Origin of the sequence: Pseudomonas sp. UBA6562, from assembly GCF_002434265.1 — a bacterium.
In the GTDB taxonomy this organism is placed as follows: domain Bacteria; phylum Pseudomonadota; class Gammaproteobacteria; order Pseudomonadales; family Pseudomonadaceae; genus Aquipseudomonas.
This window is the reverse complement of sequence record NZ_DJJS01000001.1, coordinates 241,546-259,773: the sequence shown is the minus strand read 5'-3', so window position 1 is coordinate 259,773 and position 18,228 is coordinate 241,546. Positions and strand designations below refer to the sequence as shown.

Sequence of the window (18,228 nt, the reverse complement as noted above, 5' to 3'; positions counted from 1 at the left end):
CCATGACCACCCTGCCGCCTGCCACCCTGTACGGCATGCTCGCCCTGGCGCTGCTCTGGTCAGCGCTGTTCACCGCCGTCGACGCTGCCCGGCGCGCGCCAAGCGCCAGTGCGGACAACCCGCGTCCGCCGCCTGCCCTGCCCGCGCAGGCGCTGGTGTTCGGCGCGTCCCTGGGCAAATGGCTGGTGCTCTGCCTGGCCTGCCTGCTCGGTTACCGCCAGGCCGGCGAACAAGGCTTCTGGCTGGCCGGGCTGGGTGCAGCCCTGGTGCTGCTGGTGGTGGCCGAATACCTGCCGCGACGCCTGGCGCGCCGTCACACCGCTGCCTGCCACAGCCTCGGCATGCACTTGCTCAAACCCCTCTTGGTGGTCATGCAACCCCTGGCCTGTGTGCTCGACGCGTGTGCCCGCCTGGTGCTGCTGCCATTCAAGCGGCCAGCGCAAGCCTTCGATGCGACGGGGCTTGCGCAAGACGACGTGCTCGAAGACGAGCCACTGCCAGCGCCCAAGCGCACGGGCCTGAGCGATAGCCTGCAAGCCCTGGCGCGGGTCACCGTGCAAGACATCCTGATTCCGCGCAACGAAGTCGACGGCATCAACCTGGACGATCCCATTGAGCTGATCGACGCTCAATTGCGCGCCAGCCGCCATACCCGCCTGCCGGTGTTCCACGCCGACATCAACCAGATCGAGGCCGTGCTCAACGTCAAGCTGGTCAAGCACCTGCTCGACGCCGGCCAGCTGTGCAAGGACAGCCTGCGGGCGGCGTGCCATGCCCCCTACTTCATCCCCGAGACCACACCCCTGCACTTGCAGTTGCTCAATTTCCACAAGCAGCAGCGGCGCATGGCGATCGTGGTCGACGAATACGGCGAGGTGCTGGGCATCGTCACCCTGGAGGACCTGCTCGAAGAAGTGGTCGGTGAGTTCGAAAACGAGCAGACCCTCGAAAACCCGCACATCGCCCTGCAAGACGACGGCCGCTTCCTGATCGACGGGCCGACCCCACTGCGCGAGATCAACCGTTGCCTGGGCTGGCACCTGCCCTGCGACGGCGGCCCGAAGACCCTGAACGGGCTGATCACCGAAGCACTGGAAAGCATTCCGCAAAGCGCGGTGTGCCTGAAGATCGGCAAGCATCGCCTGGAGGTCTTCGAGACCGAGGACAATTGCGTCAGCAAGGCGCTGGTCTGGACCGCCGAGCGCTAGTTATACTCGGTCCACGCTTATCCAGCCCTGCCGTCCCGCCCGCTACCCGCACCCGGCGCCCCACGGCCAGCCCGCTTCGCTGACGCCCTCACGGTTCTGCTTCCATACCCCGAACAGCGCCCACCCGCCCCTACCCACTTGGGCTATCGTCAGTTCGGCGAGCACGACAACAACAATAAGCTCCGGCCTTCGCCCACCCGCGCCCGTCTTGCCTCATGACGACATGCCCGTGGGTAGATCCGCGTAGCGAATCCGACCGTCAGGGACCTATTCGATGACCATCAGCGACACCTCCGTCCGGCCGTCCGCGCCAGTCAACTCACCTGCCCGCGTGGCGACCGCCAGCTTCATCGGCACCGCCATCGAATTCTACGATTTCTACGTCTACGCCACCGCCGCAGCGCTGGTGATCGGGCCGATCTTCTTTCCCTCCGGATCCGGCACGGTGCAGATGCTGGCGGCCTTCCTCACATTCGGCATCGCCTTTCTGGCCCGCCCCCTGGGTTCGGCGCTGTTCGGCCATTTCGGCGACCGCATCGGGCGCAAGTCGACCCTGGTCGCCTCGCTGCTGCTGATGGGAGTGTCCACCACCCTGATCGGCGTACTGCCAGGCTACGACAGCATCGGCGTCTGGGCGCCGATCCTGCTCTGCCTGCTGCGCTTCGGCCAGGGCCTGGGCCTGGGCGGCGAATGGGGCGGCGCAGCCTTGCTGGCCACCGAGAACGCACCGGCGGGCAAGCGCGCCTGGTTCGGCATGTTCCCGCAGCTCGGTCCGTCGATCGGCTTTCTCGCCGCCAACGGCCTGTTCCTGACCCTGGCCCTGCTGCTGAGCGACGAGCAGTTCCGCGCCTGGGGCTGGCGCATCCCCTTCCTGCTCAGCGCCGCACTGGTGCTGGTAGGTCTGTACGTGCGCCTCAAGCTCGAAGAAAGCCCGGTGTTCGCCAAGGCCGTGGCGCGCCAGGAGCGGGTCAAACTGCCAGTGGTCGACCTGTTCGCCCACTATTGGCGCCCGACCCTGCTGGGCGCCGCCGCCATGGTGGTGTGCTACGCGCTGTTCTACATCTCGACGGTGTTCTCGCTGAGTTACGGCGTCACCACGCTGGGCTACAGCCGCGAAACCTTCCTCGGCCTGCTGTGCCTGGCCGTGGTGTTCATGGCCCTGGCAACGCCGTTGTCGGCCTGGCTCAGCGACCGCTACGGGCGCAAGCCGGTGCTGATCGTCGGCTGTCTATTGGCCGTGGCGTCGGGCTTCACCATGGAACCGCTGCTGACCTCGGGCTCGACCACGGGCGTGGCGCTGTTCCTGAGCCTGGAGCTGTTCCTGATGGGGGTGACCTTCGCGCCGATGGGGGCCTTGCTGCCCGAACTGTTCCCGACCCATGTGCGCTATACCGGCGCCTCGGCCGCCTACAACCTGGGCGGCATCGTCGGGGCTTCGGCGGCACCGTTCTTCGCGCAAAAGCTGGTGAGCATGGGCGGTTTGAGCTGGGTGGGCGGGTACGTGTCGGCAGCAGCGGTGCTTAGCCTGATCGCGGTGCTGTGCCTGAAGGAAACCCGCGACACCGAACTCTAGGCCGAACCGGCACGAGGCGTTGCACCTTGTGCCGGTGATTCGGACGGATTTCAGAACTCGACGCTGACCGCCTGCGCGGCGCGGCTCGCCTTGGCCCGCGCAGCCTCGATGGACTCGTCGCGCGCCAGACACACGCCCATGCGCCGCTGGCCGTCGATCTGCGGCTTGCCGAACAGGCGCAGGGCCGTGTCGGGTTCGCTCAGGGCAGCGCCCAGGTTGGCGAAAACGGTCTGGGTCGAGGTGCCCTGGGGCAGGATCACCGCCGAGGCCGACGGGCCGAACTGGCGCACCACCGGAATCGGCAGGCCGAGGATGGCCCGGGCGTGCAGGGCGAACTGCGACAGGTCTTGGGAAATCAGGGTCACCAGACCGGTGTCGTGCGGGCGCGGCGAGACTTCGCTGAACCACACCTGGTCGCCCTTGACGAACAGCTCCACACCGAACAGGCCACGCCCACCCAGGGCATCGGTCACCGTCTTGGCCACGTGCTGGGCGGCGGCCAGGGCCGTGGCGCTCATCGCCTGGGGCTGCCATGACTCTTGATAGTCGCCCTTTTCCTGACGATGGCCGACCGGTTCCAGGAAGGTGGTACCGCCCACATGGCGTACGGTCAGCAGGGTGATTTCGTAGTCGAAGTCGATGAAGCCTTCGACGATCACCCGCCCCCCGCCGGCACGGCCGCCTTCCTGGGCATAGGTCCAGGCGCTCTGCAGGTCGGCGTCGCTGCGCAGCAGGCTCTGGCCCTTGCCCGAAGAGCTCATCACCGGCTTGACCACGCACGGGTAGCCGACGTCGGCCACGCCCTTGGCGTAGTCTTCGTAGGTGTCGGCGAAGTGGTAGGGCGAGGTGGGCAGGTCCAGCTCTTCGGCGGCCAGGCGGCGAATGCCTTCGCGGTTCATGGTCAGCTGGGTGGCGCGGGCGGTGGGCACCACGTTGAAGCCTTCGCTCTCCAACTCCACCAGGGTGGCGGTGGCGATGGCTTCGATTTCCGGGACGATGTAGTGCGGCTTCTCCGCTTCGATCACCGCGCGCAATGCCACGCCGTCGAGCATGTTGACCACATGGCTGCGGTGCGCCACCTGCATGGCCGGGGCATCGGCATAGCGGTCGACGGCGATCACTTCCACGCCCAGGCGCTGCAGCTCGATCACCACTTCTTTGCCCAACTCGCCACAGCCACAGAGCAGTACACGGGTCGCGGTCGGCGACAAGGGGGTTCCGATACGGGTCATCACAGGTTCTCCAGGTGGATAGCGACGCTCGCCCAGGGGCGAACGCGGGATGCGAAAGTATGGATGTCGCTTACGACAAGGCCGCGCCACGCCGCGCGCGCCAGCTCATGGCCAGCCACACGGCGGTGACGCCCGCGAACTTGGAAGCCATGGCCGTGCCGATCACGGCGGGCGTCAGCGCACCGATCATGCCGAAGAAAATCAGGGTGTCGACCGGGATGCTCAGCGCCGAGCTCAACCACAGACGGTCACGCAGCGGGCGGCGGGTGATGCTGAAAACCAGCCAGTCGATCAGTTCGGAGATGAAGAACGCCGTGGCACTGGCCAAGGCGATGGCAGGCTCGGAGGTGACGTACGACAGCACCAGTGCCGCCAACATCGCCAGCAGCGCGCCATGGCCGTAGCGGGTCTGCACCATGTCGCGCAGGATGAACACCAAGCCACCCCAGGCGGACCAGATCACGTCCAGGTGCGGGGCGCTGGAGAAGGCGAAGTTGATCAGCACGACGCTGCCGATGTAAGCGATGAGAAAGAGCATGCACATAGACCTTCGGACAAGCCGCACAGGGTACTAAATTTCCCTGGGCAATGCAGCCGGCCCGGGTTGGGGTGGCGTTGCGCATCGACTGGCGACAAAGGGTGAAGCGAAGGCTGGGCAGCTCAGGAGAACACCAACCCCGCCGCGACCGCCCGCTCGTGACACATCATCAAGACCGCCCGCCGCTCGTCGTCGTCCATCTTCGACCAGCGGGCGATCTCCGCGACGCTGCGCTGGCACCCGGTGCACACGTCCCGCTCGTCCAACGCGCAGATGTTCACGCATGGCGAGGCCACCGGCCGCCCTACCCGCTCACTCATCGTCGGCCACCAACTCGGCGGCATAACGCTGGGCGTTGCTCACGTAATGCGCGGCGCTGGCTTCGAGCATCCGCTTCTGCGCGTCGGTCAACTCCCGCACCACCTTGCCGGGCGAGCCCATCACCAGCGAACCGTCGGGAATGTCCTTGCCTTCGGGGATCAGCGCGTTGGCGCCGATGATGCAATGCTTGCCGATGCGCGCGCCGTTGAGGATCACCGCATTGATGCCGACCAGGCTGTAGTCGCCGACCGTGCAGCCGTGCAGCATGGCCTTGTGGCCGATGGTCACGCCCTTGCCCAGGCTCAAAGGCGAGCCGGGATCGGTATGGATCACCGCGCCATCCTGCACGTTGCTGTCTTCGCCGATGTCGATCAGCTCGTTGTCGCCGCGCAGCACGGCGTTGAACCAGACGCTGGCGCGTGCTTGCAGGCGTACGTTGCCGATCAGCGTGGCGGTCGGTGCCGTCCAGCTGGTGGGATGGGCTTCGACCCGCAACGGGCCCAGGCGGTAATGCATAAGGATGTCCTCAGGTTGCACGGCTGGCGGGTGGTCCCGCTCAAATGGGGGTGAAGCGCGCAGGCGGCTCATGCAGGCTGATGCCGGCGTCGAACAGCAGGTTGACCAGTTCGACGATCATGATCGCCGACAGTCCCCAGATCTTGTAGCCGCCGTAACGATAGCTGGGCACGTACCAACTGCGACCCTGATAGTCGATGCGGTGGGTGTGCTCGCGCGGATCCTGGGCGAAGAAGGCCAGCGGCACGCTGAACACGGCGGCGATTTCAGCGTCGTTGGGCCGGTAGTCGACGTAGTCGGGGATCAGCCCGACGAATGGCGTCACCTTCAGGCCGTGCAGCGAGATCAGCGGGCTCAATGGACCGAGCACTTCCACCAGCCCGGGCGGCAGGCCGATTTCCTCTTCGGCTTCGCGCAACGCCGTGAAGACCAGGTCGGGGTCTTCCGGATCGCGACGGCCGCCGGGAAAGGCCACCTCCCCGCCATGGGTCGAAAGGCCTTGGGCGCGCAGGGTCAGGACCAGCTCGGGCGCCTCGCCGCGGGTGATGGGCAGCAACACCGCCGCTTCCGGGAAACGGCGGTCCGTCTTCACCACAGCGGGGGTATGGCTGCCCATTCGGCGAACAAGCTCGTCCAACATTTACGCACTCTCGGTTGCATGGCCTGCCCAGCATGATGCACCAAAAGCCGTCGCCCGCCCAAGCCCTGGCAAGGCCCGCTTGCCGAGCCTGCCTGCGGCGCGCCAAGATGACCGCACTTTCGAAAGACGGCCATCGACATGAATTTTTGCAGCGCCTGCGGCAACCCGGTGATCCAACGCATTCCCGAAGGCGACAGCCGTTTGCGCTTCGTGTGCCCGAACTGCCACACCATCCATTACCAGAACCCCAACATGGTCGCCGGCGTGCTGCCGACCTGGGGCAGCCAAGTGCTGCTGTGCCGTCGCGCCATCGAGCCGCGCCGCGGCTTCTGGACGCTGCCGGCCGGCTTCATGGAAAACGGCGAGACCCTCGAACAGGCCGCGCGCCGCGAAACCGAAGAAGAAGCCTGCGCGCGGGTCGGTGCGGCCAGCCTGTACCAGCTGTTCGACCTGCCGCACATCAACCAGGTGCACGTGTTCTTCCGCGCCGAACTGCAAGACCTGGATTTCGCCGTGGGCGTCGAGAGCCTGGAGGTGCGTCTGTTCGAAGAGCACGAGATCCCCTGGGACCACTTGGCGTTTCGTACCGTGGCGCGCACCTTGCAATGCTACTATCGCGACCGCATCGAGCAGCACTACCCCGTTGGCCATGAATACGTGCAGCCGATGAACCTCGCCTCTGCCAACCCTCTTTCCCGGGAATAACGTTTCATGCGTCGCTTGCTTGCCGTGCTCTGCCTGTGCCTGACTTCGACGGCCCAGGCCGCTTTCACCGAAGTCATCATTCGCAAACCGCTGACACCCGCCGCCGCGCCTGCGGTGACCACGGTGCGACCAGCCGCGGCGGTGGACAAGATCCTGGTGATCAAATCCGAGCGCCGTCTGCAACTGCTCAGCCGCGGCGAGCCGCTCAAGACCTACCGTATCTCCCTGGGCAAGCAACCCAAGGGCGCCAAGCTGCGCGAAGGCGACAAACGCACGCCCGAAGGCTTCTACTGGATCGACTGGCGCAAGAACAGCACCCGCTACAACCTGGCCATGCACGTCTCCTACCCCAACGTCGCCGATGCCGCGCGCGCCAAGCAGGAGGGTGTACCCCCCGGCGGCATGATCATGATCCACGGCACACCACTCGACGAGCAGTACCCGGAGTGGTATTTCCACACGCTGGACTGGACCGAAGGCTGCATCGCCATGCGCAACGCCGACATGCGCGAGGTCTGGAGCCTGGTCAAGGACGGCACCATGGTGGAAATTCGTCCGTGACCCTGCGGTCTCGTTTTGATCGTGAAGAAAACGCCTACAGACTTTGCACACCTGCCTGACACCCCATGTAGGTGAGATATGGCAGCGCGCCAGCGACCTGAGCTCATAGACTTTTGCGAACAAAAAGTACGAATACGTACGCCGTTTGCGGAATCGAGCGATGTTCAAAGCAACCCGTTTGTACGCAGAGTCAGGCTTGATTGCGCTGCTATTAGGTTTGACGGTCGCACCCGCGACCCGGGCCGAAGATCTCGCTACACGCCTACTGCGCGAACAACAGCAGACGTTGCAGACCGAACAGGAACGTCAGCGCCTCGAGCGCTGGCAACGCCGACACGCGCCTGCCGAAAACGACCCCGAGCCCCCCCCACACACCGATACCCAATGCTGGCACCTCAAAGGCGTTCGCCTGCACGGCAACCGGCGGCTCGATGAGCAAACGCTGCGCCAAACGCTGCAACCCTTGCTCACCGCCTGCATCGGCGTCGAAGGCATCAACCGGATACTGCGCGCCCTGACCCAGCGTTACGTGGCAGCCGGCTATCCGACCAGTCGACCGACGCTGTCCCGCCAGCCCGAAGACGGCGCGCCATTGGACATCCTCATCGACGAAGGCTTCGTCGAACGCATCGAATTGGCCGATTCCACCGCCGCATTATCGCTGCGCGGCGCCTTTCCCGGCGTGCTCGGCGAACCGCTGTACCTGCCCGACCTCGAACAGGGCCTGGACCAGCTCAACCGTCTGCGCGCCTTCGAATTCGGCCTCGATGTGCTGCCAGGCGAACTGCAGGGCGGCTCGCGCATACGCCTGCACAATCGACAGCCTGACAAGCGCTGGCATTTGGACGCCAAACTCGACAACCGCGGGACGGCACTCGGCGGCCGGCATCGACTCAATCTCACGTTCGGCCTGGACAGCCCGCTGGGGCTCAATGGCGACCTGCGCCTGTACGCGCAGCGGCTGGCGTTCCAGGCGCCGGGCCAGAGCCTGGCCTGGGGCGGCTCCTACAGCCTGCCGTACGGGGCCTGGACCTTCGCCGGCTTCGTGGCGCAGACCCGCCACGAAACGCCCATTCCACACACGCGTCTGCGCAGCAATGGCGACACCCAACTGCTGGGCCTGAATGTCGATCGGATGCTCTGGCGTGGGCAGCGCGGCTTGCTCAGCAGTGGCCTGCGCGTGTCGCACAAACGATTGCACAGCGACCTCAACGGCTGGCGCATCGACGTGCAGAGCCCGCAACTGTTGACCGCCGACCTTGGGGTGAACCTGCTCTGGCGCGGAACCGGCCTGTGGTATGCCTCGCTCGGCCTGGGCTACGGCCAAAGCGTCAGCGACGACCCCAAACGCCGCGGCGCCGCGCCACGCTTCAGCCAGTACCGCGCCAGCCTCCTGCACCGCCGGGCGCTGTCGGCCGACGCCAGCCTCAGCCTGCAAAGCCAGCTAGATGCCCAATACAGCCCCGACCCGCTGCCAGCCATCGAACAGTTCGCCCTCAACAGCGACACCGCCGTGCGCGGTTTTCGCGAGCGCAGTGTGGCCGCCGCCAGCGGCCTGAGCTGGCGCAACGAACTCAGCCAGACCTTCCCGCTTGCTCGATGGCCTGGCCTGGCGGCACGCCCCCATGTGGCCCTGGACATCGGCTGGGCCCGCCACCATCGCACCGCACATCTCCAGCGCCGCCAGGGCGAGGTCGATTCGCAGCGGCTGATCGGTGCGACCGTGGGCCTGGACCTGCAACTGTCCGGCAGGCAACAGCTTCGCCTGCAATACCAGCGCGCCTTGCACGCCAGCGACCTTCCCCACCATGCCCTGGAGCGCGGCTTCTGGTCCGTGGAGTGGCAACTGAACCTGTGATTCACCCACAAGAGAGCATCACCATGAATGAAGCCCGAGAATCCTTGAGCCGCCGCCCCGACCTACTGCGCTGGACCATCTTCCTGTGCCTGGCCAGCCCTGGGGTCGGCGTCGCCGCCGAGGCCCTGCAAGCCGTCGGCGGCCCCGGTGGCACACCGTTGATAGACCTGGGTCATGGCGTACCGGTAATCGACATCGTCGCGCCCAATGCCAACGGCCTGTCGCACAACCAATTCCTCGATTACAACGTCGGCCAGGCGGGGGTAGTGCTGAACAATTCGCTAAGCGAGGGGCAGTCGCAACTGGCCGGCGCCCTGGCCGGCAACGCGCAGTTCCAGGGCCAGGCTGCGTCCACCATCATCAATGAAGTGGTCAGCCGCAATGCCTCGCTGGTCGCCGGCACCCAGGAAATCCTCGGCCGCCCTGCCGACTACATCCTCGCCAACCCCAATGGCATCACGGTCAATGGCGGGCACTTCATCAATACGTCGCGGGCCAGCTTTCTGGTCGGCACCCCCGTCATCGAAGACCAGCAGCTCAAACGCCTCGACACCCTGGAGGCCACCGGCCAGTTGCACGTGCAGGACGGTGGCATCAACCACAGCGGCGGCGGTCTGGACCTGATCGCGCCGAAAGTGACGAGCAGCGGCCAACTGCTCGTGGGCGGCGACCTCAACGTGCTGGTCGGACGCAACCGCCTGGCCAGCGACACCCTGGAAGTGCTGGAGCACCTGCCTGGCGAAGCCGGCAGCGTCGACGCCAGCCTGTTCGGCGCCATGCAAGCCGGGCGCATCCGTATCATCTCCACGGCCGAGGGCGCCGGCGTGCGCATGGGCCCCACACAAGCGATAGCGGACAAGGAACTGACCGTGCGTTCGGCCGGGGCCTTGACCGTGGAAGGCAGCGACCGTGGTTACAGCCGTTTGCAGGTGAGCGACGGCGACCTGACCCTACAGGCCGCCGACGACCTGCGCTTGAGCGCGGTCAGCGGCAGCGCACGCACGGTAGAGGTGGCAGCCGGCAAAGCGCTGACCCTCGACGGCAAGACCCGTGAGGAGATCAGCCGCAGCCGCGACGAGTGGGACAAGAAAGCCTGGTTCGTCACCACCGAAACCTACAGCAAGCAAGACACCCGCACCCAGCGCACGCACTTCGGCGTGATGCTCACCGCCAAAGACGACATCGACCTGCGCGCCGGCGGCGACATGCGTCTGACCGGCAGTGAGCTCGAGGCCGCCGACCAACTACGCCTGGACACCGGCGGCCGGCTCGACCTCCTCGCCGCCAGCGACAGCGACCGGCGGCAGAGCCAGGTTCGCCACCGCAAGCACCTGTGGCGCGGCGACAGCGACAGCGACCAGTACCGGGAAACCGCCGTGCCCAGTGTGCTCAAGGGCGCCGATGTGCAGCTCGGTGCGGGCGGCGACGTGCACATCACCGGCAGCCAGGTGCTGAGCCAGAACGACCTGCAGATCAGCGGCCGCCACGTGCAGATCGACGCCCAGCGCCTCAACGAGCGTGAGCAGAACCGCGACTACCGGGGGGATCTGGTATCTGGCACCTTCTTCGGTGACCGCCAGGGTCATGACGGCGACGCCGGAAAAATGGTCGGCAGTAAAGTCCGCGCAGGCGGCGTGCTGAAGGTCAGCGCCGAGCAGGCCGGCATCAGCGGCAGCGAAGTGTTCGGCGAAAAGGACGCACTGCTGTTCAGCACGGTGGGTGCGTTGGACGTGACGGCGGCCATCGGCGAAAGCACCCAGACCCGCAGCGCATCGAGCAGCAAACTGTTCGGCGCGCTGGGCAACAGCAGCGAGCGCACCGACCGCGAACAGCAGGTGCTGTCGAGCGACATCCACTCGCGCACCAATCTGCGCCTGGCCAGTGCCGGCGACCTGCGCATCGAAGGCGCCCGCCTGCATGCCGACCAACAACTGACGGCCGAGGCCGGCGGCGATCTGAGCATCCTCAGCGCAGCAAGCCGCAGCGACAGCCAGCAGAGCGAGCAGCAACGCCACTTCAACGCGCACGCCAAACAGACCCGTGAGGCCGAAGGGGAAAAAGCCGGCTCGCGGCAGTTCGACGCGGGGGTTGGTTACGAGGTGGCGAGCACGGAAAAAACAAACAGTGCCACTCGGCAGACCGCTAGCGAACTCAGCGGCGCCAGCGTCGCACTGCGCAGCGGCAACACCTTGCAGGTCAAAGGCTCGAAGGTCAGCGCCGAGCAGGGCGACCTCACTCTGGCCGGGCAAAGGGTCGAGCTGGGCGTGGCGCGCAATGACAGCAGCGAACTCACTACCCGCACCGAAAGCGGCGGTGGTCTGGTCGTTACCGGAGGGATCGACCGGGTCGGCAGCGCGTTCCACGGCAAGCGCGACCAAACCATCACCGAACACCTGGAAAGCCTGGTCCAGCGCAGTGAGCTCAGCGCGGGCGGCGAAGTCCGCATCGATGCGCCGGATGTGCTCAACGAGGCCACCCTGATCAAAACGGGTTCCAACTTGAAAGTGGTTGCCGAACGGGTGGAGAACCGCGCGGCGGACGACATCAAGCACACCGACACGCGTACCCAGAACTGGAACGCCAGCCTCGGCGCGAGCCTGGAATACCGCGACATCACCCGACCCATCGAACGCCTGGTGCAGGGTGAGGAAGCCGCGCGGTTCCAGCAGGCGTCCCCTGAAGATGCGATGGCGCCACCCAGCGTCGGCGCTGACGCCACCCTCGCCCACGTCAGCAGCCAGCACCTGGACACCCAGACCACAGCGCAAGTGACCGAGCTGGACGCAGGTGCCATCGCGATCAAGGCCGACACCCTCACCGACGTCGGCACCGCCTACAAGGCTGGCGCGGGCCAGGTGGCGATAGATGCGCAACAGCATCATCTGCTTGCCGCACACGACAGCCGAACGGTCATCGACGACACGCTGAAGGCCGAGGGCAGCTTGCGCGTCGACACCAGCACCGGCACCGACCTCAACGCACGCGTCACCGGCGCGGTGGAAAAGAACCACAGCCACCTTGCCACGCGCACTGCCAAGGTCGGCAGCTTGCAGGGGCAAAGCGGCATCCAGGTGCAACTGGGCAGCGATGGCCTGTACGAAAGCACGCGCCTGGACGGCGGCGACGGCCCGATTCTGATCGAAAGCGCCGGTCCATTGACGGTCAGCGCCGCCAGCGACTCGGTGGACAAGATCAGCAGCGAGCTCGATGCCAGCCTGTGGAGCAAAGGGGGCAACGCCCCTACCAAGATCGGCCTGGACGCGCGCGCCTATGGCGACTACAACAGGGCTCAATCCAGCGACCGCAAAGCCCAGGTCGCGCAGCTCGACGCCAAAGGCGACGTGACCTTGCGCAGTGGCGGCGACCTGACCCTCGAAGGGGTAAAAATCGGGCGCCGCGAAGCGCCGGTCGGCGAAGTGACGCTCGACAGCGCTGGCGTGATCAAGGATCTGGCCGCCTACGACACGCACCAGGCCAAGGGCAACGTCCTCGGCGGCGGCGTGGAGCTGGCAGGCTCGCATGGCTTGACCAGCGGGGGCGCGGTGGGCGGCCACCTGACCTCGGGCAAGGTCGACGAAGACAGCCGAACCGCCCAGGACCCGAGTGTGCACAGCCGTGGCACCCTGACCGTCGCCAGCCAGGCTCGCGAAGACCAGGCCATCCACCTGCAAGGCTTGCAGGTCAATGCCCAGGCCCTGGCGCTCGATGCCGCCAAAGGCGGTGTACTGGCCGAAGCTTCGAGCAATTACGACCGACGCGACAACCTGGCGATCACCGCTGGCGCCGGTTTCAACCTGAGCAAGGCCGCACTGGCAGCCGACGATGTGCGCGGCCTGCATGGCCGGGTCAAGGTGGAACTGGACAAGCGCGACAACCTGACCTGGAACGACAGCGCCTGGCGCGCCGACCAGGTGACCCTGAACAGCGCCGGCGATATGCGCATGGAGGGCGTGCGCGTCGAAGCCGAGCGCATTGGCGGTGCCATCGATGGCAACCTGACGGTCGCCAGCCGCAAGGACCACGTCGACAGCACCCACGTGCAAGTGGATGCGCGCCTGAGCCATGAGAAGAACCCGCAGGGCTACCTCAATGCGGCCACCTCTCTGGCAGGCCCGGTAGGCGGCAAGGTGCAGGAGAAAGCCGGTTCGGCCATCGGCAAGGTCGACCCGGGCCTGTCGCCCACTCTGCGCGTAGAAGCTTCGCGCATCGCCCGCGACAGCGTGGCCCAGCAGAGCGGGCTCAAAGGCAGCGAAGGCATCGCCTTGAGCGTCGCCGGCGACACGCAACTGGTCGGTGCCCGTCTGCAGGCGCCACGCGGCAGCGTCGATCTGGGCGCCAGCGCCATCACCCAACAGACCCTGCGCGGGCAGGACTACCGCCGCGACGTCAGCGTCGATGCGTCCAATTCGGCCCCCGACCTCGGCACGGCCATCGCCGAACTGGCCAAGAGCAGAGGCGCGGCGGACGGCGAAAACGCTCTGGACCTGGGCCTGCTACGTACCAGCGGGTACAGCCGCGACGGCGAATGGGCCGCTGCGATCCAGCAGCAGACGGCCAAACCCTGACCCCACCGGCAAACGACCAACGGCCCCTAGCGGGCCGTTGGCGTTTCGAGCCGCCAACAGGCGGGCCTGACGTCACAAAATCATCACGCTGCGGCTCTACAGTCGCCCTTCTCTCCCCTCTATAGGAAAAAGGGCACCCGATGAGTCGAGCAAGCGGCGACAGTGTGGATCGCAACACCAGTGGCAACCTCGGCCTGGATCGGATCATGGACGCTCGCCTGAGCCGTCGCAGCGTGCTGCATGGCAGCCTCGGCGCCGCTGTCGCCATGATCGCCGGCGCAGGGCTTGGCAGCGGGGCCATGGCCCATGCCGCAGAACCGGTCTCCGGTCGGCGACCGCCCGCCTCTGTCGCCGCTGGGCCTGTAGCGCTGGGCTTTACCGCCATTCCCGGTTCGCGCACCGACGGCTGCGCCGTGGCGGCGGGCTACAGCGCCCATGTGCTGGCTCCCTGGGGAACGCCGCTCAACGAACGCGGCCACCCCTGGCAGCGCGACGGCAGCAACAGCGCCGCCGACCAGGCCAACGCCATGGGCATGCACCATGACGGCATGCACTTCTTCCCCATCGACGGCAGTGCCGAAGACGGCCTGCTGGCGATCAACTTCGAATACATCGACCCGGCCGCATTGCATCCCGCCGGCCCCACCACTACAGCCGACGGCAAGCGCCCGGTCGAAGAGGTGCGCAAGGAGATCAACGCCCACGGCGCGGGGGTGGTGCGCCTGAGCAAACGCCAGGGGCGCTGGCAGGTGGTCGACAACCACCCGCTCAACCGCCGCTTCACCACCGCCTCGCGCATGCGCATCGCCGGTCCGCTGCGCGGTAGCGAACACGTAAAAACCCGCTATTCGCCCGACGGCAGCCATTGCCGCGGCACCAACAACAACTGCGGCAACGGCTACACCCCCTGGGGCACCTACCTGACTTGCGAGGAAAACTGGCCGGCGATCTTCGTCAACACCGCCGCCCCCAGTGCCGACCAGGCGCGCCTCGGGGTGTCCACCAGCACCGGGCAGTACCGCTGGGAGAGCGCGGCGGGCGCACCGGACGAAGACCGGGACGAGTTCGCCCGCTTCGACGTCACCCCACGCGCCGCCCATGCCACCGAGGACTACCGCAACGAAGCCAGCACCTACGGCTACATCGTCGAGATCGACCCCTATGACGCGCGCACCCTGGCCACCAAACGCACGGCCCTGGGTCGCTTTCGCCACGAAGGCTGCTGCCCGGGCTTGGCCCAGGCCGGCAAGCCGTTGGTGTGGTACATGGGCGACGATTCCAACAACGAATACCTGTACAAGTACGTCTCGGATGCGCTCTGGGACCCGGCCGACGCCAACCCTGCCGATCGGCTGGCCACCGGGGCCAAGTACCTGGACCACGGCACGCTCTACGTCGCCCGGTTCGACGCCGATGGCAGTGGTCTGTGGCTGCCGCTCGACGCCACCAGCCCCACCCGCGACGGCAGCACGCTCGGCGCCCGCTTCGGCGACCTGGCGGGCATTCTGCTCGATACGCGCAGCGCCGCCGATGCCGTGGGCGCCACGCCAATGGACCGCCCCGAGTGGACCGCCGTCAATCCGCTCAACGGCGACGCCTACGTGACGCTGACCAACAACAGCGTGCGCAGCGCCGACAAGACCGATGCCGCCAACCCACTCGGCCCGAACCGCCACGGCCATATCATCCGCTGGCACGATGCAGAGGATCAGCGCAGCTTCACCTGGGACATCTTCGTATTCGGCGCCAATGCCACCGGCAGCGGCGAACTCAACCGCTCGGGGCTGACCGAGCTAAACCAGTTCGCCAGCCCCGACGGCATGCGCTTCGATAGCCGCGGCGTGTTGTGGTTCGAGACCGACAACAGCGAGGCGAGCGTCGCCGACTACACCAACGACCAGTTGTTGGCCGTGGTGCCGCAACGCCTGGTCGATGCGGCGGGTAGGCCGGTGCCGATCAACCCCGACAACCAGACCGAGCTGCGACGTTTCTTCGTCGGCCCCAACGGCTGCGAAGTGACCGGCATCGCGTTCACCCCCGACAACAAGACCTTGTTCGTCAATATCCAGCATCCGGGCAACTGGCCCTACAGCGACAGGGCCACCGAGCCGACCCCGGCCGGGCAGCGCGTGCGACCGCGCTCGGCGACGGTGCTCATCCAACGCGACGACGGTGGGGAGATCGGGACGCTATGAGCTGACATCGCACCGTCGAACGCATCAGAGCCCTGCCACTCCTTCGGGCAGGATAAGGGCCGCTTTCCTCATGGGGTAAGCGTCCCTGCTTCTTACTCCTACGAGATTTGCACATCCTGGCCGCCCCTCTCCGGACAGTGAGCCCCTTCCATGAGCGACGCAACGCAATCCCCGCAGGACGCACCTCCCATGCTGCATAGCAGCTTTGCTCTGGAGCAGTTCAGAAGCAGTGCCACACAACTGGACGCGCAGTTGTTCACCCACCTGTGGCGCCCGGTATTCAACGTCGACATCGCGCCCTCGCACCTCGTCGCACTGCACCAGGCGTTGAAGACAGATACGCTGGCGAACGTCATTCACGAGGTCGTCGACTCCTCGGCGCCGGCCGTGCTCTACAAGGCCGAACGCAAGGTCATCGAAGTCAGCAAGGCCGAGATCGAGTTGGCGCTGGCCGAGCCTGAGCGGACACCGGCGCTGTTGCTGAACATGCTCACAGGCTTTGCGCAATACATCAGCAGCGTGCTGGACGACTATCAGGCACAGAGCGAAGGGGAGGATGCGCCTTCGTCGCCCGTACCGAGCGCGTCCGAAACGACGTCGGAGGCCTTCGCCCAGACGTTGCTGTTCTACAACACGCCGGTGGCCTCGGGCAGCGAATTCGCCCTGTACGAACAGGCTGGAGCCATCCAGGCCTTGCTTCTGACACTGCCCGAGCAAGATCCGCCAACGCCTTCGCGCTTTTCAGCAGGCAACGGCAATCAGAAATCCCATGCCTCGTTCGGCCATGAATCGATCGAACAGGTGTTGCAGGAGGTAGGCTTCAGCGAGGATCAGCGCAAAGCGATCTATTACGGCAATTGGCTGCGCGATTACTCCCAGCTCATCGACCCCAAGCTCGTGCTGCCCGCAGACAAGGCCAATACGACAGGTTCGGAAGTGCTACAGGCCATCATCGAGGGCAGTACCCCGCGCATCTCGCGCAAGAAGCTGACGGCCATCGTCGATCTATTCGCCCTGAAAGAATTCAACAGCCTGCAAACGAGCCCGCAAGGCCGCCAGGACTATATCGTCACCACCAAACGGCTAGGCGTCTACCTGGCTCACGAGCACGTCGACAACCCCACCACCTTCGACATCGACGCCGCCGATCCGAAGCTCATCGATCCGGACTTCGCAGCGCTGGTATTGCCAGACCATGTGAATAACCAAGTCCTGCCCAAACGCTCGATGAAACGCTACATCCGCCGACCGATCGCGTACATGAAGAAAAAACTCGACCACGCGCAGAAAGCCGGCATGACGCCCGAAGGTATGCGCTGTCTCGGCGAGGGGCTGCATGTGCTGGAAGATTATTTCGCTCACTCCAACTATGTGGAACTGATGCTCAGAAAGATCGGCCACGACGCGGTGCTGGTGTGGACGACGCGTGTCGAATCGCGCAAACGGTCACGGCACGAGTGGCCCGTGGTTACGGGGCTGTTCGGCGCGCTGGACATCGTCGGCAGCGTGCTCGACCCGCTCGCCAACCTGCTCTACCCAAGCGAAAGCCTGAAACCCCAAAACCTGGCGCCTGGGGAGCGAAACGACTTCGACAAGGCCATGCTGATCCTGTTGGAAGACGAGCCGCTGCTGCTCAAGGCCTACGGACTTTACTTGGAAGCGCGAGACTCATTGAGTCAAAACTGGTTCTACAAGTTGTTCAACAACGCTGCAGCCGTCGTCGAACTGCCGAAAAAAACCATCGATTACGCTACGGGTCAGATCAAGCGGCCGTTACTGAAATGGTCGGGGGATCATATCGCGACCTTCCAGGTCCACTTGGACAAAGATCCCAATGTCGACGCCACTGCACTGGTGACCCATTCGCAGCTGTCGAAGGATCACGACACGCACCCCTTCCACACTCTGGCGGTCGGGTTGGCGTCGGAAGCGGTCAGGACGGTAGGCAGGGCCATGTTCGAGCAGTGGAACGGCACTGCCGGGGACGCCGAGCAGCCGAGTGCATTGGCCGAACGCTTCCTGGTCCACCCCAACGATTCAGAGTGCTTCGACGAATTCGTCAGGCAATGGGCACAGGCCAATGCACAGAAAGTCGAACAGGGGACTTCGCTCGAGACGCTCCGGACGTTGCAGGCCGAGGAGCTGGATCACACCCTCGAAGAAATCAAGAGCGCATGGCAGGCGGCCGAAGAGCAGGTGCAGGAAATCGAGGAACTGACCAATACCAGCTTCTGGAGCTTCGCCAACGCACCGTCCGGCGGACCGTTCTAGGGCCGGCACGCCTTGGTTTCGATAGACGGGCGCTGTCCCAAACGG

The 18,228-nt window shown here is 65.7% G+C and carries 13 protein-coding genes; 8 read left to right on the top strand and 5 right to left on the bottom strand.

All coding sequences use genetic code 11. The features are described 5' to 3' along the window. Positions 1-2 precede the first annotated feature (2 nt). Both B4M43_RS01185 and B4M43_RS01180 read left to right on the top strand, forming a co-directional pair. The gene (locus B4M43_RS01185) at positions 3-1,208 is read left to right on the top strand and encodes a transporter associated domain-containing protein (RefSeq protein WP_296263340.1); all 1,206 of its coding nucleotides are present in this window, start codon (positions 3-5) and stop codon (positions 1,206-1,208) included. Positions 1,209-1,482: 274 nt separating this feature from the next. Next, a complete protein-coding gene (locus B4M43_RS01180) occupies positions 1,483-2,781 on the top strand; it encodes an MFS transporter (RefSeq protein WP_296263338.1) in 1,299 nt (432 codons plus the stop codon). Between the two features lie 50 nt (positions 2,782-2,831). Here the strand turns inward: B4M43_RS01180 and purT are convergent, their stop codons facing one another. The 5 genes from purT to B4M43_RS01155 form a co-directional block, all read right to left on the bottom strand. Further along, positions 2,832-4,013 (bottom strand): formate-dependent phosphoribosylglycinamide formyltransferase, encoded by a 1,182-nt coding sequence (gene purT, locus B4M43_RS01175; protein WP_296263336.1) that lies wholly within the window; start codon positions 4,011-4,013, stop codon positions 2,832-2,834. Between the two features lie 70 nt (positions 4,014-4,083). After that, complete coding sequence (locus B4M43_RS01170; RefSeq protein WP_296263334.1) at positions 4,084-4,551, bottom strand: VUT family protein; 468 nt, start codon at positions 4,549-4,551, stop codon at positions 4,084-4,086. A 122-nt stretch (positions 4,552-4,673) separates the two neighbouring features. After that, positions 4,674-4,871, bottom strand: a complete 198-nt coding sequence (locus B4M43_RS01165) for a DUF1289 domain-containing protein (RefSeq protein ID WP_296263332.1) — start codon at positions 4,869-4,871, stop codon at positions 4,674-4,676. Next, complete coding sequence (locus B4M43_RS01160; protein WP_296263330.1) at positions 4,864-5,388, bottom strand: gamma carbonic anhydrase family protein; 525 nt, start codon at positions 5,386-5,388, stop codon at positions 4,864-4,866. The genes B4M43_RS01165 and B4M43_RS01160 overlap by 8 nt, the downstream gene beginning before the upstream one ends. Positions 5,389-5,428: 40 nt before the next feature. After that, positions 5,429-6,028: a CoA pyrophosphatase gene (locus B4M43_RS01155; protein WP_296263328.1), complete on the bottom strand. Its 600-nt coding sequence runs from the start codon at positions 6,026-6,028 to the stop codon at positions 5,429-5,431. A gap of 138 nt (positions 6,029-6,166) precedes the next feature. Between B4M43_RS01155 and B4M43_RS01150 the strand changes: the two genes are divergently transcribed. The 6 genes from B4M43_RS01150 to B4M43_RS01125 all read left to right on the top strand — a co-directional run bounded on the left by B4M43_RS01150 (position 6,167) and on the right by B4M43_RS01125 (position 18,183). Then, positions 6,167-6,733, top strand: a complete 567-nt coding sequence (locus B4M43_RS01150) for an NUDIX hydrolase (protein ID WP_296263326.1) — start codon at positions 6,167-6,169, stop codon at positions 6,731-6,733. A gap of 6 nt (positions 6,734-6,739) precedes the next feature. Next, complete coding sequence (locus B4M43_RS01145) at positions 6,740-7,294, top strand: L,D-transpeptidase family protein (RefSeq protein WP_296263325.1); 555 nt, start codon at positions 6,740-6,742, stop codon at positions 7,292-7,294. A gap of 160 nt (positions 7,295-7,454) precedes the next feature. Next, entirely contained in the window at positions 7,455-9,152 is a 1,698-nt protein-coding gene (locus B4M43_RS01140) for a ShlB/FhaC/HecB family hemolysin secretion/activation protein (protein WP_296263323.1), read from the top strand. A 23-nt stretch (positions 9,153-9,175) separates the two neighbouring features. Continuing rightward, entirely contained in the window at positions 9,176-13,717 is a 4,542-nt protein-coding gene (locus B4M43_RS01135; protein WP_296263321.1) for a hemagglutinin repeat-containing protein, read from the top strand. Between the two features lie 140 nt (positions 13,718-13,857). Continuing rightward, complete coding sequence (locus tag B4M43_RS01130; protein ID WP_296263319.1) at positions 13,858-15,912, top strand: PhoX family protein; 2,055 nt, start codon at positions 13,858-13,860, stop codon at positions 15,910-15,912. A gap of 150 nt (positions 15,913-16,062) precedes the next feature. Continuing rightward, complete coding sequence (locus tag B4M43_RS01125) at positions 16,063-18,183, top strand: HET-C-related protein (RefSeq protein ID WP_296263317.1); 2,121 nt, start codon at positions 16,063-16,065, stop codon at positions 18,181-18,183. Positions 18,184-18,228 lie beyond the last annotated feature (45 nt).